The following is a 22,006-nucleotide window of genomic DNA, read 5'->3' as shown; positions in this document are numbered from 1 at the left end:
AAATAAGACGGGGCGATAATGAAACTGACCGATAAAGTGGCGGTGATTACCGGGGGCGCACGGGGCATCGGCTTGGCAATTGCGAAACGCTATTTGGAAGAGGGGGCCAAGGTGGTGGTGGCAGATATTGATGCCGCGGCCATTGAGGAAGCGCTTGCCGTGCTGCATCAGGAGGCTCGTGGGCAGGAGACGTTAGGGGTCGTGCTTAATGTCTGTCAGCGTACCTCTATTGATGCCATGGTGGAAAAGGTCGTGGTGCATTTTGGCGGTATCGATATTTTGGTCAATAACGCCGCAGTTTTTGATTTGGCACCGGTGCTTGAAGTGACTGAGGAAAGTTTTGATAAGCAGTTTGCGGTGAATACCAAGGGGCTTTTCTTTACGCTACAGGCGGTTGCTCAATGGATGGTTGAGCAGGGGCGGGGCGGCAAAATTATCAATATGGCCTCCCAGGCGGGTCGACGCGGCGAGGCATTGGTGAGCGTTTACTGCGCCAGCAAAGCCGCCGTGATTAGCCTGACTCAGTCCTCTGGCCTGGACTTAATCAAACACGCGATCAACGTTAACGGCATTGCCCCGGGCGTCGTCGATACCCCGATGTGGGAAGCGGTGGATGCGCTGTTTGCCCGCTATGAAAACCGCCCCTTGGGCGAGAAAAAGCGCCTGGTCAGTGAAGCCGTACCCTTTGGCCGCATGGGCTTGCCGGAGGATCACACCGGTGCTGCGGTCTTTTTGGCCAGTGCCGACAGCGATTACGTTGTTGCTCAGACGCTCAATGTGGATGGCGGTAACTGGATGAGCTGAGGTGGTTATGACACCGGAACTTGATAGTCTTGCCCGCCAAATTATTGGTTCAGCCGAAGGCGCTTCACGCTATCTGGTTGCGCTTGCAGGGCCGCCGGGCGCAGGTAAGTCCTATCGTAGCGCTCTGCTTTGCGAGGCCATTAATCAGCTGCTTCCAGGCCAAGCGGGGCTCGTGCCTATGGACGGCTACCATTTCGACAACGCCATGCTGGGCAAGCAGCAACTGCCGATAAAAGGCGCGCCTCATACCTTCGATGTGGACGGGTTGCGCAGCGCCCTTGAACGTATTCGCCAAGCGCAGCATCCGGTCGCGGTGCCTGTCTTTGATCGGCCGTTGGATTTAGCGCGGGCAGGAGGGCGGCTCATCACCCTTGAGCAACGCATTGTGATTGTCGAGGGCAACTACTTGCTGCTCGACCGATCCCCCTGGCGTGAGTTACGCCCGCTGTTTGACTGGGCGCTGTTTCTGGACGTCGACGATGAGACATTGGTGGACCGGCTAATCCAGCGCTGGCTGGAAATGGGCCAGGACCACGCGGGGGCGCTGGAGCGCACCCACTGCAAGGATATGCTCAACGCGCAGCTCGTCAAACGCTGCTCTTTACCTCCTGATCAACGCTGGCACTAATGCCAATGCGCTGCTTCACCCTCTTTTAACCGTTTTCAAATCTACCCATCGCGCCAAGCAGGTTTTGGCTGGAGAGTACCCATGACCCGACTTAATAATCACAACCTGGGCAATCTAAACGGCGATGTCGCCACACCATGCTATGACCGTGCGAAGCTAACTCCTGGCATTGTGCATGTCGGCGTGGGCGGCTTTCATCGGGCTCATCAGGCCATGTACCTTGATGAGCTGATGCAGCAAGGGCTGGCGCTTGATTGGGGCATTGTGGGCGTTGGCGTTATGCAGGGTGATAAACGCATGCAGCAGGCGCTAGCCGCGCAGGATTACCTTTATACCCTGGTGGTTAAGCATCCTGACGGCCAGTACGCGCCTCGGGTTATCGGCAGCATGGTTAATTACCTGTTTGCCCCGGAGGACGTGGAGGCGGTCATTGAGCAGATGGCCGACCCGGACATTCGGATTGTGTCACTCACCGTGACGGAAGGAGGCTATAACTTCCATCCGGTGACGGGCGAATTTAATCTGGAAAATCCCCAAATGCGTGAGGATCTTGCGCACCCTGAAAAGCCCTCCACCAGTTTTGGCCTGATTGTCGAGGCGCTGGTACGCCGCCGTGAGCGCGGCATTGCTCCGTTTACCGTAATGTCGTGTGACAACATTCAGGGCAATGGCGACGTGGCCAGGCGCATGTTCACCGCCTATGCCCGTGCCCGCGATAACCAGCTGGGCGAGTGGCTTGCGTCAGAGGTTGCGTTTCCCAACGCCATGGTAGACCGCATCACTCCCGTTACCGCACAGGCGGATATTGACGAACTGTCCCAGCGCTTTGGGGTAGAAGACGCTTGGCCGGTCGTATGCGAGCCGTTTACGCAGTGGGTGCTGGAAGATCACTTCCCGCTGGGCCGTCCGCCGTTTGAGCAGGTCGGCGTGCAGGTGGTTGAGGATGTCGAGCCCTACGAGTTAATGAAACTGCGGCTTTTAAATGCCAGCCATCAAGCGCTCACCTACTTTGGCTATTTAGCGGGCTATCGCTATGCCCACGAGGTTTGCCAGGACCCCTTGTTTGTGGATTTTCTGCTCGGCTATATGCGTGAAGAGGGCTCGCCCACGTTGGCGCCTGTGCCCGGTGTCGACCTGGAAGCTTACCGCTTAACGCTGATTGAGCGGTTTGCCAACCCCGAAATTAAGGATACGCTAGCACGGCTGTGTGCCGAAAGTTCAGACCGTATCCCCAAGTGGCTGGTGCCGGTGATTCATCATCAGCTTGCTCACGGAGGCGAGATCGCGCGCAGCGCAGCGGTAGTGGCCAGCTGGGCACGCTACGCTGAAGGGGTTGATGAGCAGGGCGAGCCTATCGAGATTGTAGATCGCTTAAAGGAAACGCTGACTGCAATTGCCGCTGAAAACCGTACCCGCCCCAGTGCGTTTATCGACAATCGTGAGCTGTTCGGCAGCCTGGTCGACCATCCGCGCTTTTATGAGGCTTATGTCCAAACACTTAATTCGCTGCATAAGCACGGCGCACGGGCTACGCTTGAGGCGCTTGTGGCATCCAAAGGAACGCTGTGATGTATATTGGTGTGGATTGCGGTACCCAGAGTACCAAGGTCGTAGTGGTTGATGTGGAGCGCGGCGTTATCCTGGGTGAGGCAAGCCGCCCGCATCGGCTGGATGAAGGTGAAAACGGCCGCCGTGAGCAGGCGCCTTCTGAATGGTTGGCGGCTTTAAAAGGTGCCTTTTTTAGTGCCCTGGAGCGCGCTGGGGTCAATGCCTCACAGATTCGCGGTATCGGTGTTTCAGGTCAACAGCATGGCATGGTGGCATTGGATGCTGATGGCGTGCCGGTTTACCCCGCCAAACTGTGGTGCGATACCGAAACCAGCGCCCAAAACAGTGATCTTGTCGCCCGCTTGGGTGGTGAAGCAGGGTGCCTGGAAAAGTTGGGGCTGGTGCTACAGACCGGCTATACCGCCTCTAAAATCGCTTGGCTGCGCGAGCATCAGCCGGATGCCTACCGGCGCATCGATAGCCTGTTATTACCTCACGATTACCTGAATTTTTGGCTGACAGGCGAGCGTGTGACCGAAGCGGGCGACGCATCGGGCACCGGTTATTTTGATACCCGCACGCGGCGCTGGCAGCTGGAGGTGTTTGCTGAAATAGCCCCTGAGCTTGACCCGCAGCGCGTACTGCCACGCTTGTTGGAGGCTCATGAGCCGGCAGGGATTGTGCGCCCACTGATTGCCCGCGAGTTGGGGCTTGGCGATAACGTGGTGGTATCTTCAGGCGGTGGCGACAACATGCTAGGGGCAATTGGTACCGGCAATATTACCCCTGGTCTGATAACCCTTAGTTTGGGCACCTCCGGCACCGTTTGCGCTTATTCGCCTGAGCCTATTCTCTGCGATAACGCCATGGTGGCTAATTTCTGCTCAAGTACCGGCGGGTGGTTGCCGCTTATCTGCACCATGAACGTGACATCGGCCACCACGCGGATACGTGAACTGTTTGGTTTGGATTTAACAACGTTTAGCGACCTAGTGGCCAGCGCACCGGTAGGTGCTGAGGGCGTTACCGTGCTGCCGTTTTTCAACGGCGAGCGCGTACCCATGCTGCCGGATGCATCGGCTGATTTTTTGGGCTTGAACAGTATCAATACCCACCAGGCAAACCTGTGCCGTGCGGTGGTTGAAGGGGCCACATTGGGTTTGCGCTATGGGCTTGAGCTACTGGGCGATTTAACCGCAGGTGCCAGCCAAATCCGGCTGATCGGCGGCGGTGCCAATAGCCCGGTATGGCGGCAGATGGTGGCCGATATTACGGGTACGGAAGTGATATGCCCTGAGATTACCGATGCCGCTGCGCTAGGTGCTGCCATTCAAGCTGCATGGTGTGATCAACGTGCACAGGGCGTAACGCTTGAAGCGTTATGTAACCGCCTCGTACATCTTGATGCGCAATCACTTGCTGAGCCGAACCTTGCACGCGTTGAAGCGTATCAAGAGGTCTATGCGCGCTATACACAAGCGCTAAAGCAGCGTCATCAAAATGTATAACGACCTATAACGTTTTTAAAAAAATCGACGTACGCAGGGGTTAGCAGGCACACTGGGAGAATACTACCCAGCGGAGATGGCGATGGATGCTACCCTGCGAAGGCTACTCGACGCCCAGACGATACGGCCTACCGGTCAGTTACAGCCGCTTGGCGGTGGAGATAGTGCGGCGGTATATGCACTTGAAACCTCCCAAGGGCAGAGCGTGGCTGCCAGAGGCGCCCGCAAGCCTTTTGCATGGCGACTTATGGTCGGGCAACGTATTGATAACTACCCGTGGCCCTGCCTTGATCGACCCTGCCGTTTATCGTCATTATTCCGATGTGGATATTGCCATGCTGACGCTGTTTGGTTCGCCGGGTAGTGGCTTTTTTGATGCCTACTGGGAGGGTAACGCCCCGCCTGACTGGTCAAGGCGTGAGGCGCTGTTTCAACTGTGCCCGCTGCTTAATCATTTACTGCTTTTTGGAGCGACCTACCGCACCGATATTGAGCAACGCGTAGCCATACTTGAAACATACGCTCAATAAGCTGAAAGCGAAGTGGCAGTAATAGATGTAGCAAAAGAAGTAGTAATACAGGGATTACCCACTAAAGTATAAACAAGTAAGTATAAACAAAGGGGTAGGGCGATAGCGTGAAGACTAGCAGTGAAGCAGTGCCTGAAAATCCTGATGTCATGCTTTGGTCCAGGCTAACCGGATGCGGCTTGACAAGCTCGTTATTCATACAATTTTCTAGACTTCAAGTCTAGCATACATACATGAATGTAACTATAATGCCATCTTTCATAAATAGTTTACTAATAGTACCCCCATCATTGACACCTAGAGGCACCTACATGCGACTGGCACACTGGGCAGTCAATGCCCCTTTACGACCCCTATTACTGGCCGTTTTCACTGCGTCTATTGCGCTGCCTGCTCAGGCGGCAGACCTGATAACGGTCACGCGTGAAGCGCTGAGCAATAACGCCACGCTAAATTCAGCTCGTGCTCAGTACTCTGGGGTCGAAGCCGGTCGGGATGTTGCGAGAGGCGCGCTGTTGCCGCAGGTGAATGCATCAGGCAACGTGGCGCACCATGAACAATTTGAAAGTCAGTCAACGCGCACCATACCGGGCGCAGGTGGGGGTGCAGGTGTTGGAGGGGGAGATGATCGCTATAACAGCGTATCGCTGACCCTGGAAGCCACTCAAATGCTGTTTGATGAAGTGGCGCGCCAGCAATTCAATCAGGCTGATCGCGAAATCGACCAGCAGTTCTACCTGCTGGCTGCGACCGAACAACAGCTGCTTTTTGATGTTGTTAACGCCTATTTCGATATCCTTCGTGCGCATGACGTACTGACCACCCGACAGGCCCAAGAGCGTGCTATTGAACGCCAGTTGGAGCAGGCCAGTGAGCAGTTTGAAGTTGGTTTGATTGCCATTACCGACGTCGAAGAAGCACGCTCAAGCTATGATCAGTCGCGTGCTAATCGGCTCGCCGCTGAGAGTAACCTGCAGGTGGCTTTTGAGGTGCTTGAGCAGTTAACCGGTCAGCGTTACCCGAACATCAACGCGCTAGGCGATGCGATGCCGGTGGTGAAGCCTTCAAGCAATCGTGACTACTGGGTTGAACAAGCGATTGAGCTTAATCCTCAAGTCCTTGCTCAGCAGGCGGGCATCGAAATTTCACGCGTGGGCGTTGATATTGCCCGTGCCGGTCGCCTGCCCACGTTCCAAGCATTCGCCAACTATCAGCATGCCGATAATGATCGCGATGCGGTTAGCGGTTATGACGCCTCCGGTCAGGTCGGGATATCGGCCAATCTGCCTATTTATACCGGTGGCAGTACCAGTGCGAGTATCCGCCAAGGCACTTACCAGTTGGAAAGTACGCAGTACGAGTTTGAGTCTCAGCGCCGTACCACGATTCAGCAAGTGCGCTCGCTCTACACCCAAGTCAGCAATAACGTTGAAACGGTAGAAGCGCGTCAGCAAACTATCGTATCGGCGCGAAGTGCGTTGGAAGCCACGCAGGTAGGGTATGAAGTCGGCACACGTAATATCGTCGATGTGCTGAATGCCGAGCAGAATTATTACGACGCCATTGCTGATTATGCTGAGTCACGTTACGACTATGTCGTTAACTTCCTTGGGTTGCGCCAGCAGGCAGGGTTGTTGGATGTACCGGCGATCGAAGAAGTGAATGCCTGGCTAACGGATGATCAGGTGACCTTTGCAATACCTGATACCGATGGTGGCAGCTATGAGCGTGCCATGAATATTGGTGCGCCGCCTACGCCGGATAGGTAATCACAACGAATAGCCGTTGCTTTTAAAAGATAGCTTTTAACTCATGGCTTTACGGGTAAGTCGCCTGCACTTGAATAAAGCGTCATTTGTAATCAAGGCAGCCGCCAGCGCCGTCAATCAACGTTTTGAAAAGATCAAGGGAACCCACGCATGAGAAAAATGATTCACTCACGCCGAGCGAGTCTAGTAACGCTGATTGCCGCGCTAGTGTTGACGGCCTGTGGCCAGGACCAATCGCAAGAGCAGCAGGCCGAGCAGCAAGAGGCTCCGCCTCATAAGGTGGAAGTGGCGGAAGCGGTACGTCAGGATATTCCGTTAAATAAATCGTACCCTTCGTTACTGCGTAGCGATAGTGAAGTGACGCTGGTGGCACGTGTTAACGGTTATCTTGAAGAGCGTCACTTCCAGCCTGGCCAAATGGTGGAAGAGGGTGATTCGCTGTATACCATTGAGCCTGACCTTTACCAGTCAACGGTTAACCAGCGTGAAGCTGACCTGCAAAGTGCCCGTGCCGAATTATCCCGCGCCCAGCGCGATGCGCAACGCTTTGAACAGTTGCTCAGCCAAAACTCTGTAAGCCGTCAGCAATATGACCAGGCGCAGGCAGACCAACGTGTGGCACAAGCCAACGTTGCCCAAGCCGAGGCTGCACTACGCAGTGCTAACCTGGACCTTGGTTATTCAAATGTAACGGCCCCTGTGTCGGGCATGATCAGCTTGAGCCAGATTAACGTTGGCAACCTGGTTACCTCAGGAACAGAGCTTGCCACTATCACCCCGTTGGACCCGCTTGAAGTGCGTTTTCAACTGCCTCAGCGTGATGCCTTTGAGCTACGCCGCCAGTTACGTGAAGAGGGCGATACGTCCATTACCGCGCTGTTAAGCGTGCCCGGCGTAAGCGGTGCCAGCGGGTCTGAACTTGAAGGCCAGCTCGACTTCCTGGGCTCCCGCGTGGATTCCGGTACCAGTACCGTTCAGGCGTCTGCCAGCTTTGCTAATCCGGATGGCGCTATTCTGCCCGGCCAATTTGTGCGAGTACGTCTTGATGGTCTGCGCCGTTTTAACGTGATGGCAGTACCTGAAATTGCGGTCACTCAAGGCTTAATGGGCCCTCGCGTGTTTGTCCTGGATGAAAATGACCAGGCGCGCGAGCGCACGGTGCAGTTAGGCGATGTCGCTGGCCCTTGGCAGATCATTGCTAATGGTCTTGAAGAGGGTGACCGTGTGATCGTGGGCGACCCGGCGGGCATTGAGCCTGGAATGGCTATTGATCCACTGCCGTTTGATGGCGACGCCGATGAAGTAGTTGAGCGTGTTGAAGAGGCTGAAGCTCAGGAGCAACAAGAGCAAGCCGCTGCCGCTTCCCAAATGACAGAAGGTGCTGGTGATGTGCCTGCAGGGGAAGAGGAAGAGGGTACTCAATAATGAATTTCTCCAACTTCTTTATCAGCCGGCCGATTTTCGCCACGGTACTTGCGATTATCCTCACGCTGATAGGTGCCATGGCCATGCGGATACTGCCCATTGAGCAGTATCCAAGTGTGGTGCCGCCCACCGTGTCCGTACAGGCTCAATTCCCAGGCGCTGACGCTGAGACGGTCGCCCAGACGGTCGCTGCACCGCTGGCTGAGGCGATTAACGGCGTAGAGAACATGCTTTACATGACCTCTAACAGCGCTGATAACGGCATTATGAGCTTGAGTGTGGCGTTTGATATCGGCACTGATGGTGATATCAACACTATTAACGTGAATAACCGTGTTCAGGGGGCGCTTTCTCAGCTGCCCGAGCAGGTTCAGGCTCAGGGCGTTAACGTTTCACTGCGCTCTGACTCGATCCTTATGTTGATCGCCCTAACGTCCCCGAACGGCGATTACAACAACGTGTATATGCAGAACTACGCCACGCTTAATATCCTCGATGACCTACGCCAGGTGCCTGGCGTAGGTAATGCCGAGGTGCTGGGGGGTGGTGAGTTTGCCATGCGTATCTGGATGGACCCTGACAAGCTGGCGCAATACGACCTCACGCCGAGTGAGGTAGCTAATGCTATCCGTTCACAAAATACCGAAATCCCTGCCGGTAATTTAGCCGCCACGCCGCAAGGTAGCCCGCGCGCTTATACGTATACCATCACTGCCGGTGGCCGTTTATCAGATACGGATGATTTCCGTAATATCTATTTGCGCACTAACCCTGATGGCTCATCGCTACGCCTGGAAGATGTGGCACGCATTGAGCTCGGTGCTTCATTTTACGGCATTGACGCGCAGCTAAATGGTTCAACGATGACGCCCATCATCATCAACCAGCAGCCGGGCGCCAATGCGCTGGCCACTGCAAATGCGGTGCGCGAAACCATGGCAAACCTTGCCAGCCGCTTCCCGCCAGGGCTTGAGTATGTCACGCCGTATGACACCACGCAGTTTATCGATGCGTCGGTAGAAACGGTATTGCATACCTTTATTGAAGCCTTTCTGATCGTTATCGTGATCCTGTTTATCTTCCTGCAGAACTGGCGCTTTACCGTGATTGCCATGTCGGTGGTGCCGGTGTCGGTGATTGGTACCTTTGCAGGCTTTTACCTGTTTGATTTTTCTATCAACCTGCTAACGCTATTCGCCCTGGTGCTTTCAATCGGGATAGTGGTGGATGATGCGATACTGGTGGTGGAGAACGTTGAGCGTGTATTAGGCGAAGATGACGAGGTTACCGTTAGAGAAGCAACGGTTCGTGCCATGCGCGAGGTTGGCGGGCCGGTTATTGCCACCTCACTGATCATGGCCGCTGTTTTCGTGCCTGTTGCGTTTATGGGCGGCTTTACTGGGCAGATCTATCAGCAGTTCGCGATTACTGTCGCGATCTCGGTAGCGCTGTCAGCGCTAATGGCGTTAACGTTTACACCGGCGCTTTCCGCCATCTTCATCAAGCATAACTTGCACCATTCACGCCAGTCAGCATTCAAGCGGGCGATTACTACGCCTCTGCGTCTATTTGATCGCTTGTTTGCAGGTATCACCGCAGTTTATATGTGGTTTGTGGTGCGCCTGGTACGCTTTTGGGTGCTCGCCTTGGCGCTGACGATCGCGACCGGTGCCGGCTCCTACTGGTTGTACGCCAATACGCCCTCAACATTGGTGCCGGAAACCGACCAGGGCATCGTGCTGGTCAGCGTGTCGCTACCCGATGCCGCCTCGCTTGACCGCACCGAGAACTACATGGCAAAGCTTAGCTCCGCTATTGAGGATATTCCCGGGGTGCAATACTCCTCGGCGATAGCGGGCTACGATATTCTTGCAGGCTCGGTTAATACGGCGCGCGGGATTATCTTTGTCAATATGGTGCCCTGGGGGGACCGTGATCTAACGGCAGCGAGCCTGGTGGGGCAAATTATGCAGCTGGGGGCCAGTATTGATGGCGGTACTGCCATGGCCTTTAACGTGCCGCCGATTATGGGGCTTTCTACCACCGGGGGGTTCACCGGCTATCTGCAGTCGTTTGACGGCGCCTCACCTCGCGAGCTTTACGAAGCCTCACTACAGATTATGGGCGCGGCGAATCAGCACCCAGCGTTAAATCAGGTCTTTACCACCTTTAACGTGAACGTGCCTTCCTACCGAGCTGAAATCGACCAGCAGAAAGCGCTTAGCTATGGCGTGGCACTGGAGAATATCAACTCGGCGTTATCCAACACCTTTGGTAATGGCTTTGTGAACTTCTTTAGTTACCAAAACCGTAACTTCCAGGTGTATCTACAAAACGAGGATCAATTCCGTAAAACGCCTGACGACTTAAATAGTGTCTTCGTGCGGGGTGGCAATGGCGAGCGTATCCCGCTCTCCGAGTTCGTAACGCTGGAGCGCCAAGTAGGCCCATCGGTCGTATCACGCTTTGGCGTGTACACCGGCGCCCAGTTCCAGGGCGGCGCGGCGCCTGGCTATAGCTCTACCCAAGCCATTGAAGCCATGAATGAAGTCGTCATGGATACGCTCGGGCCTAACTGGGGCATGGGCTGGACCGGTACGGCTTACCAGGAAGCAAACATGGGTAATACAGCGATGCTTGCCATTGTGTTTGGTATCTTGATGGTCTTCCTGATCCTGGCGGCCCAGTATGAAAGCTGGTCGTTGCCCCTGGCGGTACTTACCGCAACGCCGTTTGCCTTCCTGGGCGGGATTGGGGGCATCGCGTTGCGAGGCCTGGATACCAGTGTGTATGTGCAAATCGGTATGTTGGTGGTCGTAGGGCTTGCGGCGAAGAACGCGATCTTGATCGTGGAATTTGCCGAGTTGCAGCGTAAAGAGCAGGGCAAAACGATTCGCGAAGCAGCGATTACTGCCGCTGAGCTTCGTTTCCGTCCTATCGTCATGACATCGCTTGCGTTTATTTTCGGTACCTTGCCACTGGCCTTGGCGACCGGCGCCAGTGATGTAAGCAGCCACCATATCGGGACAACCGTTGCGGTGGGCATGGCCTCTGTGGCCGTTCTGGGAAGCGTGTTTATTCCCAGCTTCTACGCCATGATCGCCACTGTATCCGACTGGCTCTATCGTAAACGCCATCCGGACCGTGATAACCAGAAACCGGCACTGGAGCACGACCAACTGTAACCGCGTTTCACCACTAATGAGCGGGCACTACCGAAAGGGAGTGCCCGTTTTTTTATGGCGTGATGAGCCGCATCAAGGTAGTTAAGAGCAAAAAAGAATAATTTGGGCTATGCTAAAAGAGACCACACGTTTTTAGCCTGGATCAATAATATAATCCCAGGCGGAAACAGCACCGGACGAAATGTCTGGAGGAGGACACGCCATGCAACCTGTTATTTCTGCTGCGCTACAGTTTCCAACCATTGTGTTTACGTTTCTACTGGGACTGTTAGTGCTTTATTGGATGTTGGTGCTGCTTCGAATAGCCCCTCTTGAGTTATTTGAGCGCGACAGCCTGCGCGATGATCACATGGCCAGTACGCTGGTGTCGTTAGGGTTTGCAGGTGTGCCGGCAACGCTTGCGCTGACGTTTCTTGTCGTGATTGCGGGGAGTTTTGCATTAGCGGTAGAGCTTTTAGTGCTGCGTTGGCTATCGTTGGGGATGTTGCGTGTGCCGGTAGGCGTACTGATCCTGTGGGTATCCTTTGCTGTTGCTTCACCCATTGCCGCCGCCTTATGCCATAGCTTGCACCGGGGCTTGCATCGCTATCAGCCCTTTACGCGGCGCTGCCTGTTGGGTTCGGCGGTCATCGTGTCCGGGCGTCAGGACGATGGATTTGCCATGGCAGTGATTGAAAACGAGCCTAATAGCCATGTCAGGCTGCACTGTAAAGAAGGGGATTGCCCACAAGAAGGTGAGCGTCGCGTTTTGGTGAAATACCTCGCTGGTGAGAGCGCTTATCGCAGCGTAATGGAGCAGACCTATCTGGATACTCGGGTACGTTTAAATAAGCTGCGTCTTCGCTATCACCACCAGGATGAAGGCTACTCAACCTAACGTTATTAGCGATTAACGTTCACTACTCGCACCAGCGCCGCCACTGTCTTGTTAGCCATTGCCTTATGGATGACGTGTCAGTGGCGGCGTGGCTGCATCCAACGTGTTGAATGCTTGCCACTAATCATCACAATGGTGGGTCATCCCAGCATAGGCAGGTTGCTGCATTGCAGCGAATGGCGTGGATTCGGGTTTGTATGAAAAGTTGCTGAGCGAAGGCTAGACAAGGCAAAAATCAGCGAAAAAACGGACCGAGCTCGCGCACGAGTTTACATGTGTAAATGAGTATTTTTATCGGACTCGCGCACGAGCTGATTTTTAACGCCGTATGGTCGAGCGTAAGCAGTTTTCGTGCAAAGCCTAGCGTTGCATAATGCGTATCAATGTATCAATCATCTCGCCGCCACGTTGACGTATGGAGAACGCATTCGGTGTGCGCAGCCAGTCGTGGAAAAGGCCTCCCAGTGCCGACTGCATCATGCGTGTCGCGACTTCTGGCGTTACATCTTCACGCAGCAGCTGCTGATGCTCCGCTTCTTTGAACACAATCAGCATTTCTGAATAACACTCTTCACCAATATCATCCTGCATGGCAAGTGGATTGATATCGCTAAAAAACTCGCAGCGGTGGAGCAAAATGGAAAGAATCCGCTGGTGAGAAGGTTGCTCAAGACGCGCCAGACCTGCATGACAGGCAAGCCGGATGGCTTCCATCGGAGAGATAGTTTCATCGGCCTTGCTGACAGCTTCCATTAGCGACTGGAACGGCATGTGTACACGCTCCACCAGTGCCATAAACAAGTCGCCCTTGTTTTTAAAATGCCAGTAGACCGCGCCACGGGTTAATCCCGCATGGCGAGCAACCTGCTCAAGAGATGTTCGTGCAACACCCTTTGCAAAAAATACCTCTTCGGCAGCATCCAACAACGCTTCCCGGGTAGCAGCAGCTTCCGCTTTGGTCTTTCTCGCCATGGAAACGCAACCTCATTAATGACACAAGATGAGCATATTTTATCCGATATGGTGTAATTTTTACATTCAAAACTGTATGGATAGATGATTAAACGCATGGCTTGTGTTATCAAAACCTCATGTCTCGAAACCGCTGGGACTCACTGCGTGCGATAGGCGCATCGCCAGGCCCTCATTAACGTCATTTGCTTAGTGGTTAATCACGCTAAAAAAAGGAGACTCAGGATGGCGCGAGCACCTTTTCAACTTGCCGGGCACACCATACCGCCTGGCCAGCGTTCGCAAATTGATGTGCCGGTGGCGCGTCTTTACACCCATACACCCCTGCATATTACGGTCGAAGTGGTACACGGGCGAAAAGAGGGGCCCGTTATATTGGTGTGTGGCGGAATCCACGGGGATGAGATTAATGGCGTTGAAATTGTACGTCGCCTATTGCGCTCAAAGGCTATCAAAAGCCTAAGAGGCACCTTGATTGCCGTGCCGGTGGTTAACGTTTTCGGCTTCTTGCAGCAAACGCGTTACCTGCCTGACCGTCGCGATCTTAACCGCTGTTTTCCGGGCAGTGAGAACGGCTCCCTCGGGGGGCGAATCGCGGCGCTATTTCGCGAACAGATTGTCGATCAGGCAACGCATATTATTGACCTTCACACCGGCGCAATTCATCGCACGAACCTTCCCCAGATACGCGCTCAGTTAAGCCCAGGCAGTGAAACCGAGCGCATGGCCAATGCCTTCGGCGCGCCGGTGATTCTGAATGCAGAGCTGCGCGAAGGTAGTCTGCGTCACTATGCACAAACGCGTGGAATCCCTGTGCTGACCTATGAGGCGGGGGAAGCGCTGCGCTTTGATGAGTGGGCCATTGCCCCGGGTGTACGCGGCATACTGCGCGTAATGCGTCGATTGGATATGCTCACCGGCGAACAGCGCCGCCGCTCTCCCGCGCCTGCCGAGCTTGCTAATGGGTCCAGTTGGGCGCGTGCACCTATCGACGGGATATTAAGACCCAAGGTGCGCTTGGGCGCGCGAGTCGCCAAGGGGGAGGTGCTCGGTATAGTGGCCGACCCATTTGGCAATCAAGAAGGCGAGGTCAAGTCGATGGCCGATGGCATTGTGATTGGCATGAGTCGCCTGCCGTTAGCCAATGAAGGCGAAGCGCTTTATCACATTGCTCGTTTTGATGAGATAGAAGAGGCCGAAACGGCGATTGAGAGTTTTCAATCAAGCCTGACACCGCCCCCTGACGCACTCTATTAAATATCTGATAAGCGCGATAAAAAAAGGTTATTAGCGCAATAGCCAAGGAGTACATGAGATCGCTGGCGGGAAGCAGCTCCTTTGACTATACCTGTGAGGGGGGCAGTTATCCTAAATTAAAAATAATAAGCAAAAACGTATTATTTGTTTTTATAAAGCGGTGCCTTGAGCACCGCGCCAGCCGTGACATGGAGGAAAAGCGATGACGAGCGATAAACCCAGACATACGACGACAGGGGCTGGCATTCCGGTATCCAGCGACGAACACTCTCTTTCGGTAGGTCCGGATGGCCCGATTGTACTGCACGATCATTTTCTGATGGAGCAAATGGCGGCTTTCAACCGGGAGATGATCCCCGACCGTCAACCGCATGCCAAGGGCAGTGGCGCTTTTGGCCACTTTGAAGTCACCCATGATGTCAGTAAGTACACTAAAGCGAAGTTTCTGAAAAAAGGCACAAAAACCGACGTGCTCATTCGCTTCTCAACGGTCGCGGGGGAAGGCGGCAGCCCTGATACTTGGCGTGATCCACGTGGGTTTGCGGTGAAGTTCTATACGGAAGAGGGCAACTTCGACATGGTGGGTAACAATACCCCCGTGTTCTTTGTCCGTGATCCGATGAAATTCCAGCACTTTATCCATTCGCAAAAGCGCCGCGCCGATAACGGCCTGCGTGATCACGATATGCAGTGGGATTTCTGGACGCTGGTGCCGGAATCTGCCCACCAAGTGGCTTGGTTAATGGGTGACCGTGGCGTGCCCGCTACGTGGCGGCACATGAACGGTTACTCCAGCCACACCTATATGTGGGTGAATGACGAGGGTGAACGGTTCTGGGTGAAGTACCATTTCAAAACCGACCAAGGCATCAAGTGCATGACCCAGGAACAGGCCGACCAGATGGCCGGTAGCGATGCGGATTACCACCGCCGTGACCTGTTTGAAGCTATCAAACGCGGCGAGTATCCCACCTGGACACTGCAGATGCAGATTATGCCCTTCGAGGATGCCAAAACGTATCGCTACAACCCTTTTGATCTCACCAAGGTGTGGCCCCACGGCGACTATCCGCTGATGGAAGTGGGCAAGCTAACCCTTAATGAAAACCCCACCGACTTTCATAGCCAAATCAATCAGGCCGCCTTCGAGCCTAACAACATGGTGCCCGGTACCGGCCTTTCACCCGACAAGATGCTGTTGGCGCGCTCTATTTCCTATGCCGATGCGCACCGGGCTCGCTTGGGTGTGAACTACAAGCATATCCCGGTGAATACGCCCAAGTGCCCGGTCAATAGCTATACCCAAGGCGGGGCGATGCGGATGCACCATGCAACGGACCCCGTGTATGCGCCGAACAGTAAAGGCGGCCCCAAAGCCGATGGCGAGCGTTTCCCGGAAGATGCCGTATGGGCGACTAGCGGCGAGTTTGTGCGTACCGCCTATACGTTACGCAAAGACGATGACGACTGGAGCCAGCCGCATACATTGGTACGTGAGGTAATGGATGACGCCGCGCGTGACCGGCTGGTATCCAACGTGGTGGGGCACTTGTCGGGTGGCGTAACCGAGCCAGTGCTGGAGCGCGCCTTCGAGTACTGGCGCAATATTGACCAGGAAGTCGGTGAGCGTATCGAAAAAGGCGTGCGCGGCAACTAAGCCCACGAGCGTGGATTAATCGCCGCACACTAAAGCCCGCTACGTTAAGACGTGGCGGGCTGTTCTTGTTCTGGCATCGGCGCTTGTGATGGCTCGTTAACCAGCCCGATAGCATCATCAAACAAGCGTAACCCGGCGCCTTCTTTATGTGCGTGCTCCGATAGAAGACGCCGAAAACGCCGACCGCCTGGGCAACCCTGAAAAAGCCCCAGCAGATGGCGGGTAATATGGTTAAGCTTCGCGCCTTCATCTAACCGCTGCTGAATATACGGGCGAAATGCCCGGGCCGCCTCAACCCGGCTAGCGGCTGGGCCGGGCACGTCATAAAGCAACGTATCTACCTCAGCCAGCAACCAAGGATTTTGGTACGCTTCACGGCCAATCATCACGCTATCCACACGCTCAAGCTGTGCCTGACACTCTTCAAGCGTTTTAATCCCACCGTTGATGCCGATATGCAGCTCAGGGCGGTCCTGCTTTAAACGATGCACACGCGGGTAATTGAGCGGCGGCACGTCGCGGTTCTCTTTGGGCGATAGACCTTTCAGCCACGCCTTGCGCGCATGCACAGTAAAAATCTCACAACCGGCGCCCGCGACTATGTCGATAAAGCGCGCCAAGTCGGCGTCTTCATCCTGGTCATCAATCCCGATACGGCACTTCACCGTAACCGGAATCGAGACCGCCGCCTGCATGGCGCGCACGGTATCGGCGACTTTTTCCGGGTAGCCCATCAGGCAAGCGCCAATCATGTTGTTCTGCACCCGGTCGCTTGGGCAACCTACATTCAGGTTAACCTCGTCATACCCCCACGCCTCAGCAATCGCCGCGCACTCGGCAAGCTCCCCGGCATCGCTACCGCCAAGCTGTAAGGCAATGGGATGCTCCACATCGCTATAACCCAAAAACCGCTCACGCGGCGAGCCATGCAAAATAGCGCCCGTTGTCACCATCTCGGTATACAGCAGCGCCCGCTTGGTTAACGTGCGTGCAAATGCCCGGTAATCGCGGGTTGTCCAGTCCATCATGGGCGCGACGGAGAAAGTTCTATCCAGCTTAGGGCGGACGATGCCAGACTTCATGCGGGGTTGCTGTGTTGTGCTATTATTCATAACTGTTCATATTTACAGTTGTTTGACCACGTTTTAAGCAAATTAGTGTCACAAATTTGGCACCACATGGCACTTTTATTTGTCACATTTTCGAGGCTGTAATGGCGACGATCGTGAAGCGTCCAAAAAGGGACGGCAGTTTCTCATACCTAGCGCGTATTCGCATTGCGCGTACGGGTCAACCTGACTACCCAGAGTCCAAAACATTCCCTAAAAAGGCAATGGCCGTTGAGTGGGCGAAGCATCGGGAACTGGAGTTGGCCGCGCCTGGTGGCGTGCTGACTGCTAAATGGAAGGGCGTTACTTTACACGATGCTATTGAACGTTACCTACATGAATTTGCTGACGGTGCTGGCCGTAGCAAGCGAGCCACTATTGAGCAACTGCAGCGTTTCCCCATTGCTCGCGTCAAAATTACCGAGCTTGGTAGTGAGAAGGTCATTGACCATGCGCAAATGCGGCGCCGTAGTGGTGTTAAGGCTTCTACCACGGCACTAGATATCACCTGGTTAGGCATCATTTTAAAAACAGCGGTAGCTGCCTGGCGTATGCCGGTGAATCTAAATGAGTTTGAATCGGCGAAGCTGCTTTACGAGAGTTGGGACGTTTTGAAAAGGTATACGCACTTACGTCCAGAAACTCTAAAACTACGTTGGCGTTACTATCAGTGTGTCCTGCCTTCCAATTGGCTTGACTACTTTATTGAGAAGGTAACAAATGTCCTGAAAAATAAAATTAAGAGCCCTTTCTTTGTTTCAATTTTTTCTTGCTCCAACGTTCTGCCAGCCACTCGAACTCTTGAAAAGCGGTAGGACTGCTAGTTTTATCTCTAACACCTTCTATAAAGGGCTTCGCCCAGACATAAGTTTTTGTAATTATTGTGAATTGTGACTTTCTGAGCATGCCTTCATGGTATATGCCTGCTTGAAGCCCAACACTAAGTCTTTCGTAATGATTCAGGATATATCTAATATCCTGTACTTGCTTCTCCTGATCCTCATTCTTGCAATCATGTTGTGGGTCAGCCCATAGCCGTATGTTGTTATCCGAATCGTGAAGCTCTTTCAGTGTCCTAGAAGCATGGATGAGCCGATCATCGGAGCGGACAGCGAACAACAAGTCGGCAGTTTGTTTCTTCTTTGCAGTGCTTTTCACACTGAGCACAGAAACTACGGCTACAAGGACGGCTAAGGCCATCACTCCAGTGCGAACGATTTCTGGCATTGTCCAAATCGCCGGTGTGAGGTCTTCCATCTGTGCGAACCTTTTGTACGGATGCAGAAAAGGCGCTATGAGCGCCTTTTCGAAGTTGGAGGGGAATAGCTAATCATGGCCAAGAATCGTTATCAGTTCTTAATAACCATCGTTCTCGTCCAGGATTTGCAGGGTTGCATAAACGTTTGTGTTTGCAATCATTTTTTTTCCTCTCTCTATGGGACATGCTACGTGCACATCCAAGACCCGTATGGCTTTCGACTATCGTTCTGTTTTGTTATTACAGATCGCCATACTATGTATTTCACACTACACCAAATTTTGCGATATCGCCATACACCAAATTTGCGAGAAAACACGCTTCTGTTAGGCTTTTCAAAATAATAGGGATGAGTTTATATAGATTTATCCACAGCTTTTCAAGAGTTGAGACGGAATCTCTTCTTGAATTTTGACGCTTCACATACCTAAGCCCGTGCACAGGCAGCATCCGCGTAGGGGGGGGGCTTGCATCACTCATTCACCATCTTCCATTGCTCCCTTGCCTCGGCTCGCCTCCTGTCTCACCACGTTATACGCCAAGAGTAGCCCCCATACTTCCTGATAGATCAGCTCAACTTTCTTGCTGCGCAGGATGACGGCATTATTCTGCAGTGAGGATTTGATGTCTCGAAAGCCCTCGGTATTTCGTTGCATGTTAAAGCGTCGTAAGGCAGGTACCCGCATCATAATACTCCCTGTCTTTTAATGAACTGCATCCTGATCGCTGGATGAGTGTCCAGCTTTGGGGTGCAGTTCACTTTACGGGCTTCTTTGCCACGATGTTGGAGCCGTTAAGGTTGCAAGCGTAAACTACTCGCTTCCTTTGTATAATGTACCCCGCCCATATCGCCGCCCCACCACGCATCAGTTACCTTCCATAGAAAACGGATACCATAAACACTTGGCCAATGGATGGCCGAGTGTTTATTTAAAGAACTCATGTGCTCTTACGGGCTCTAGTCAGTTCTGCCATAGCGACGCGCGCAAGAAAACCGCTTCGCGTTTTATCCCCGGGGTGGCTGGCCACAAAGTCATCAATTTGCTTGAGCAACAGGTCGGGCAGAGTGACGTTGATTTTGTGACTTTTGCCGAGGTAGGGGGTTAGGTCGATATCCACCACAGCCCAGATCCAACCCTCGAAATCCGGGTTATCCATATGATGCTCTATGGACGTAGCTTCGGGAATGGGATCGCCATATTCCACGGCCACTTCCAGCCAACCCTCGATCGACTCCTTGGCGTTAATCATCGCCTCTTCAAACGTATCGCCTGCTGAGTGGCAGCCGGGCAAATCGGGCACTGTCACGCCATAGGCATGATCTTTGTCGCCGCGTTCAATGGCAATGGGAAACAACATGCATTGACCTCCGTTAGTAGGGGCAGTAGTGGCCAGTCTCATTCAAGGCCAGCACTTTTTCTGATTCCTTTAACCAGCCCGATTTTTAAATCCTTTTTAGGGTGTGGCACGGTCACTGTGCCGGGCTTGGCCGGATGTCTGAAGTGGTGGTGGCTGCCTTTTATTCTGACAAGCTCCCAGCCATCCGCCTCCAGTTCCTTGATCAGCTCCCTGCTATTCACCTCCTGCCCCTTTATTTTGAACTCGGGGTTATTGTAACCCCGAGAAGCCATTAGGTCGAATTTATAACCTGATAACTACAAGGTCTTGAAGTTGTGCGTGATCTTTGATCGCCGTACCAGCCCATGGTCTGTAGTCGCTAACAGTCGGTGGTTCTGGCTGAATGCTTACCCGCCCCATTGTGAGCGTCAACCCAGGCTCTGCAAGGTACTATTAAAGTAGGTGTAACGATTACGCCACTACTTACGCAGATACTAAAGTCACCCAAACATGCTCATAAGCGATAGATAGCGCGACGCCCATCAACAGCACCGCCATTATCTGATTAAAGCGTTTAAAGAAGGCGGGGTTGTCAATTCGGTTACCGACCAGGCTACCTATCCACATGTAGCTTCCGGGGGCGCCTGCGGCCAGTAGCGCTAATCCCATCGACCAAACCACCAAGCTAGGCCCTTGAATGCCCGCAGCGGGAAACTGCAGTGTGGCGATGGGGAGTGTCGCCATGATTCCTTTGGGGTTCAGCAGTTGCAGAATGAATCCGTCACGATAGCGAAGTGTGAGTGGCGAGCTGGATACGGCATTAACGTCAACGCGCGCTCTCGCAATGTGTATAGCCAGATAAATAATATAACCACAGCCGAAAACACTAATCGCGATGAGTAAGTGCCCATCAATCCACGCGGCACCCGCCCAGCCGAAGAGTAAAAACAGTAATAGCATCGCCGTGCCTACGCCCAGGCAGAAACCCAGCGACGTTTTTGCCTGCCCATTAACGCCTGTATTTAACCCCATCAGGTTCACAGGCCCAGGCGAATACATGATGCCCACGGCATAAGCGATAATAGCTAACATAAAAGCTCTCTGGTTAGTCGTTAAGATGGTGCTGGTATTGGTGGGGAGTAAGGCCATAAATACGCTTAAAGCGACGGTTAAAATGGCTAAGGTCGGTAAAGCCGTAGCGAAACGTCACCTCGCTAAGCGGTGCGCCTTTTTCAAGTGCGCTGCACGCCGCATTAACCCGGCAGTTGATGACGTACTGATAGGGCGTGATGCCCAACTGCTGACGAAACAGCCGCAAGAAATGAAACTTGGAAAGGTGCGCCGCTTGGCTAATCGCTTCAAGCGAGAGATCGGTGTCCAGGTGCGCGTGGATATACTCTTTGGCAAAGCCGAGAAGTGCATCGGGCCTGCTAGAGGTATGCCCAGGCTGGTAAGCACCGCCTAGTTGGGTGATTCGTTCGACAACTTGATAGAGCGCGTTTTCCTGGTCGATTTGGCTGCCGGTTGATGTGGTAATCAATCGGGCAACGTTTGTTATCCGCTCGCGTAGTGCCATGTCTTGCACCAGCGTACTGTCGAATCGAAAGTGGGATGCTGTTTCCTGCCCCAGGGCGTCGTCAAATAGGGCCTTAACTTGAGCGGGGTGAGCGTACAGCATGACGTAGTCGAGCGTGCGGTCGCCGCCTGGTTGGCCGTCGTGAACGTCATCCGGGTTAAAGATAATTACATTACCTGGTGGGCTACGGTGATATTGCCCACCGCTGAAAAAGTCCTGACGACCTGACAGCGTCACCCCAAAGGCGTACTCCTCATGCGCATGAGGGTCATAGCGAAAATCGAACATCGCTGCCTGTAGCGTTTTCAGCGTGGGGATGTGCTGGCTTTTAGTGAACTGAAAGCGGCTTGCCGATTTTCCCATTGCTAAGCCTCCGTCTATCCAAATGTCATTGCGCTAGTTTAACGCTCACGTGTTAGCGCAGCTTGTACAAAATTGCGCTTTATCAGTGTCGGTTACTCCTTTTGAACGGTTGAATCTTGTTAATTAATAATAAAGTCAGCAGAGCCTTTGTTTTGACTTGAGCAGTGGGTGCTACGCTTGGTCGGTAAACGTTAAATCCAGC

At 53.6% G+C, this 22,006-nt stretch carries 18 protein-coding genes and 2 pseudogenes; 12 read left to right on the top strand and 8 right to left on the bottom strand.

Going from position 1 to position 22,006, the window contains the following annotated elements; all coding sequences use genetic code 11:
* The first annotated feature begins 18 nt into the window (after nt 1-18).
* The 9 genes and pseudogenes from ACT3T7_RS00855 to ACT3T7_RS00815 all read left to right on the top strand — a co-directional run bounded on the left by ACT3T7_RS00855 (nt 19) and on the right by ACT3T7_RS00815 (nt 12,274).
* On the top strand, nt 19-804 hold the full coding sequence (locus ACT3T7_RS00855; RefSeq protein WP_444629788.1) for an L-iditol 2-dehydrogenase: 786 nt from the start codon (nt 19-21) through the stop codon (nt 802-804).
* 7 nt (nt 805-811) lie between these two features.
* On the top strand, nt 812-1,432 hold the full coding sequence (locus ACT3T7_RS00850) for a nucleoside/nucleotide kinase family protein (RefSeq protein ID WP_444629787.1): 621 nt from the start codon (nt 812-814) through the stop codon (nt 1,430-1,432).
* 81 nt (nt 1,433-1,513) lie between these two features.
* Nucleotides 1,514-3,001: a mannitol dehydrogenase family protein gene (locus tag ACT3T7_RS00845; protein WP_444629786.1), complete on the top strand. Its 1,488-nt coding sequence runs from the start codon at nt 1,514-1,516 to the stop codon at nt 2,999-3,001.
* Nucleotides 3,001-4,488: a xylulokinase gene (gene xylB / locus ACT3T7_RS00840; RefSeq protein ID WP_444629785.1), complete on the top strand. Its 1,488-nt coding sequence runs from the start codon at nt 3,001-3,003 to the stop codon at nt 4,486-4,488. The genes ACT3T7_RS00845 and xylB overlap by 1 nt, the downstream gene beginning before the upstream one ends.
* A 206-nt stretch (nt 4,489-4,694) precedes the next feature.
* Nucleotides 4,695-5,018: pseudogene (locus tag ACT3T7_RS00835) on the top strand (fructosamine kinase family protein); the annotation flags it as partial.
* Nucleotides 5,019-5,329: 311 nt separating this feature from the next.
* Nucleotides 5,330-6,787, top strand: a complete 1,458-nt coding sequence (locus tag ACT3T7_RS00830) for a TolC family outer membrane protein (RefSeq protein ID WP_192528451.1) — start codon at nt 5,330-5,332, stop codon at nt 6,785-6,787.
* A gap of 150 nt (nt 6,788-6,937) precedes the next feature.
* Nucleotides 6,938-8,212 carry an efflux RND transporter periplasmic adaptor subunit gene (locus ACT3T7_RS00825; RefSeq protein ID WP_192528452.1) on the top strand — a complete coding sequence of 425 codons (1,275 nt, stop codon included), beginning with the start codon at nt 6,938-6,940 and terminating at the stop codon, nt 8,210-8,212.
* Complete coding sequence (locus tag ACT3T7_RS00820) at nt 8,212-11,397, top strand: efflux RND transporter permease subunit (RefSeq protein ID WP_444629784.1); 3,186 nt, start codon at nt 8,212-8,214, stop codon at nt 11,395-11,397. Before ACT3T7_RS00825 ends, ACT3T7_RS00820 begins: the two co-directional genes overlap by 1 nt.
* A gap of 202 nt (nt 11,398-11,599) precedes the next feature.
* On the top strand, nt 11,600-12,274 hold the full coding sequence (locus ACT3T7_RS00815) for a hypothetical protein (RefSeq protein WP_444629783.1): 675 nt from the start codon (nt 11,600-11,602) through the stop codon (nt 12,272-12,274).
* Nucleotides 12,275-12,634: 360 nt separating this feature from the next.
* Here ACT3T7_RS00815 and ACT3T7_RS00810 read toward each other — a convergent pair whose 3' ends face one another.
* A complete protein-coding gene (locus tag ACT3T7_RS00810) occupies nt 12,635-13,246 on the bottom strand; it encodes a TetR family transcriptional regulator (RefSeq protein ID WP_444629782.1) in 612 nt (203 codons plus the stop codon).
* Between the two features lie 225 nt (nt 13,247-13,471).
* Here ACT3T7_RS00810 and ACT3T7_RS00805 point away from each other — a divergent pair, with 225 nt between their 5' ends.
* A complete protein-coding gene (locus tag ACT3T7_RS00805; RefSeq protein WP_444629781.1) occupies nt 13,472-14,503 on the top strand; it encodes a succinylglutamate desuccinylase/aspartoacylase family protein in 1,032 nt (343 codons plus the stop codon).
* Between the two features lie 202 nt (nt 14,504-14,705).
* Entirely contained in the window at nt 14,706-16,160 is a 1,455-nt protein-coding gene (locus ACT3T7_RS00800; protein ID WP_192528457.1) for a catalase, read from the top strand.
* A 44-nt stretch (nt 16,161-16,204) separates the two neighbouring features.
* On the opposite strand, the gene dusA is transcribed toward ACT3T7_RS00800, so the two are convergent.
* Entirely contained in the window at nt 16,205-17,242 is a 1,038-nt protein-coding gene (gene dusA / locus ACT3T7_RS00795; protein WP_444629845.1) for a tRNA dihydrouridine(20/20a) synthase DusA, read from the bottom strand.
* Between the two features lie 131 nt (nt 17,243-17,373).
* On the opposite strand from dusA, the gene ACT3T7_RS00790 reads away from it, so the two are divergent.
* Nucleotides 17,374-18,084 (top strand): hypothetical protein, encoded by a 711-nt coding sequence (locus ACT3T7_RS00790; protein WP_444629780.1) that lies wholly within the window; start codon nt 17,374-17,376, stop codon nt 18,082-18,084.
* Here the strand turns inward: ACT3T7_RS00790 and ACT3T7_RS00785 are convergent.
* From ACT3T7_RS00785 to ACT3T7_RS00760, 6 genes and pseudogenes are all read right to left on the bottom strand, one after another.
* Complete coding sequence (locus tag ACT3T7_RS00785) at nt 18,008-18,526, bottom strand: DUF4760 domain-containing protein (protein WP_444629779.1); 519 nt, start codon at nt 18,524-18,526, stop codon at nt 18,008-18,010. The two genes, ACT3T7_RS00790 and ACT3T7_RS00785, sit on opposite strands and share 77 nt — an antisense overlap.
* 507 nt (nt 18,527-19,033) lie before the next feature.
* A pseudogene (locus ACT3T7_RS00780) lies at nt 19,034-19,165 on the bottom strand (IS4 family transposase); the annotation flags it as partial.
* A 301-nt stretch (nt 19,166-19,466) separates the two neighbouring features.
* Nucleotides 19,467-19,886: a type II toxin-antitoxin system HicB family antitoxin gene (locus tag ACT3T7_RS00775; RefSeq protein ID WP_444629778.1), complete on the bottom strand. Its 420-nt coding sequence runs from the start codon at nt 19,884-19,886 to the stop codon at nt 19,467-19,469.
* Between the two features lie 38 nt (nt 19,887-19,924).
* Nucleotides 19,925-20,107 carry a type II toxin-antitoxin system HicA family toxin gene (locus ACT3T7_RS00770; RefSeq protein WP_444629777.1) on the bottom strand — a complete coding sequence of 61 codons (183 nt, stop codon included), beginning with the start codon at nt 20,105-20,107 and terminating at the stop codon, nt 19,925-19,927.
* Between the two features lie 241 nt (nt 20,108-20,348).
* A complete protein-coding gene (locus tag ACT3T7_RS00765; protein ID WP_444629776.1) occupies nt 20,349-20,957 on the bottom strand; it encodes a LysE family translocator in 609 nt (202 codons plus the stop codon).
* 13 nt (nt 20,958-20,970) lie between these two features.
* Nucleotides 20,971-21,804 (bottom strand): helix-turn-helix domain-containing protein, encoded by an 834-nt coding sequence (locus tag ACT3T7_RS00760; RefSeq protein ID WP_444629775.1) that lies wholly within the window; start codon nt 21,802-21,804, stop codon nt 20,971-20,973.
* Nucleotides 21,805-22,006 lie beyond the last annotated feature (202 nt).

The organism is Halomonas sp. 111 (assembly GCF_052379685.1).
Lineage (GTDB): Bacteria > Pseudomonadota > Gammaproteobacteria > Pseudomonadales > Halomonadaceae > Vreelandella > Vreelandella citrativorans.
The sequence above is the reverse complement of the archived record's forward strand: the minus strand, read 5'-3'. Positions and strand labels throughout refer to the sequence as shown.

Excerpts from the sequence above, each read along its gene's own strand:
- ACT3T7_RS00855 (WP_444629788.1), top strand. The coding sequence starts at position 19 with ATGAAACTGACCGATAAAGTGGCGGTGATTACCGGGGGCGCACGGGGC.
- ACT3T7_RS00850 (WP_444629787.1), top strand. The coding sequence starts at position 812 with ATGACACCGGAACTTGATAGTCTTGCCCGCCAAATTATTGGTTCAGCC.
- ACT3T7_RS00845 (WP_444629786.1), top strand. The coding sequence starts at position 1,514 with ATGACCCGACTTAATAATCACAACCTGGGCAATCTAAACGGCGATGTC.
- xylB (WP_444629785.1), top strand. The coding sequence starts at position 3,001 with ATGTATATTGGTGTGGATTGCGGTACCCAGAGTACCAAGGTCGTAGTG.
- ACT3T7_RS00830 (WP_192528451.1), top strand. The coding sequence starts at position 5,330 with ATGCGACTGGCACACTGGGCAGTCAATGCCCCTTTACGACCCCTATTA.
- ACT3T7_RS00825 (WP_192528452.1), top strand. The coding sequence starts at position 6,938 with ATGAGAAAAATGATTCACTCACGCCGAGCGAGTCTAGTAACGCTGATT.
- ACT3T7_RS00820 (WP_444629784.1), top strand. The coding sequence starts at position 8,212 with ATGAATTTCTCCAACTTCTTTATCAGCCGGCCGATTTTCGCCACGGTA.
- ACT3T7_RS00815 (WP_444629783.1), top strand. The coding sequence starts at position 11,600 with ATGCAACCTGTTATTTCTGCTGCGCTACAGTTTCCAACCATTGTGTTT.
- ACT3T7_RS00810 (WP_444629782.1), bottom strand. The coding sequence starts at position 13,246 with ATGGCGAGAAAGACCAAAGCGGAAGCTGCTGCTACCCGGGAAGCGTTG.
- ACT3T7_RS00805 (WP_444629781.1), top strand. The coding sequence starts at position 13,472 with ATGGCGCGAGCACCTTTTCAACTTGCCGGGCACACCATACCGCCTGGC.
- ACT3T7_RS00800 (WP_192528457.1), top strand. The coding sequence starts at position 14,706 with ATGACGAGCGATAAACCCAGACATACGACGACAGGGGCTGGCATTCCG.
- dusA (WP_444629845.1), bottom strand. The coding sequence starts at position 17,242 with ATGAAGTCTGGCATCGTCCGCCCTAAGCTGGATAGAACTTTCTCCGTC.
- ACT3T7_RS00790 (WP_444629780.1), top strand. The coding sequence starts at position 17,374 with ATGGCGACGATCGTGAAGCGTCCAAAAAGGGACGGCAGTTTCTCATAC.
- ACT3T7_RS00785 (WP_444629779.1), bottom strand. The coding sequence starts at position 18,526 with ATGGAAGACCTCACACCGGCGATTTGGACAATGCCAGAAATCGTTCGC.
- ACT3T7_RS00775 (WP_444629778.1), bottom strand. The coding sequence starts at position 19,886 with ATGTTGTTTCCCATTGCCATTGAACGCGGCGACAAAGATCATGCCTAT.
- ACT3T7_RS00765 (WP_444629776.1), bottom strand. The coding sequence starts at position 20,957 with ATGTTAGCTATTATCGCTTATGCCGTGGGCATCATGTATTCGCCTGGG.
- ACT3T7_RS00760 (WP_444629775.1), bottom strand. The coding sequence starts at position 21,804 with ATGGGAAAATCGGCAAGCCGCTTTCAGTTCACTAAAAGCCAGCACATC.